Genomic DNA, 741 nt, shown 5'->3' with positions numbered 1-741 from the left:
GTGGGATTACGCCCACCCAGGCTCACTCATCTATGCGCCGGCCATGTTGCGCCGTCTGGCCAACAAGCTGCCGAGCGACTCTGTGGTGAGCTGTGATGTCGGCCAGCACCAGATGTGGGTTGCCCAGCATATGCATTTTCGCCGCCCGGAAGATCATCTTTCCAGTGCCGGGCTTGGCACCATGGGCTTTGGCTTGCCGGCGGCCATAGGCGCGCAGATGGCAAGGCCGGATGCCACTGTGGTCACGGTTTCCGGCGATGGTTCTTTCATGATGAATGTGCAGGAGCTGACCACCATCAAGCGTCGTAAACTGCCGGTGAAGATACTTTTGATAGATAACCAGAAGTTGGGCATGGTGAAACAGTGGCAACAGCTGTTTTTTGAAGAGAGATACAGCGAAACCGACCTGTCCGATAACCCCGATTTTGTTACCCTGGCGTCCTCCTTCGATATCCCCGGACGCACCATCTACTCGGCCGATGAGGTTGAGCAGGCACTGGATGAGATGCTCAGTGCCAAAGGCCCCTTCCTGCTGCACGTCGCCATAGACGATGCCTTTAATGTCTGGCCGCTGGTTCCCCCCGGCGCCTCCAACTGTGAAATGATGGAACAAACGGAGAAGCGATCATGATCCATAATCTGGAATTGACCCTGGAACAACGCCCCGAAGTGCTGGAACGTGTATTGCGGGTAACCCGTCACCGCGGCTTTACCGTCCGCGATATGCATATGACACTGGCC

General features: G+C 56.4%; 2 protein-coding genes. Both read left to right on the top strand.

Annotated elements, in window-relative coordinates:
• On the top strand, window positions 1-631 hold a 631-nt coding region (locus IEX22_RS16180; RefSeq protein WP_229660102.1), incomplete at its 5' end, for a thiamine pyrophosphate-dependent enzyme.
• On the top strand, window positions 628-741 hold a 114-nt coding region (locus tag IEX22_RS16175), incomplete at its 3' end, for an acetolactate synthase 2 small subunit (RefSeq protein WP_188669264.1). The genes IEX22_RS16180 and IEX22_RS16175, both read left to right, overlap by 4 nt.

The sequence above is a fragment of the Tersicoccus solisilvae genome (assembly GCF_014643255.1).
Taxonomy (GTDB): domain Bacteria; phylum Actinomycetota; class Actinomycetes; order Actinomycetales; family Micrococcaceae; genus Tersicoccus; species Tersicoccus solisilvae.
Note: the sequence above shows the minus strand (reverse complement) of the source record. Positions and strands in the feature narration are given on the sequence as shown.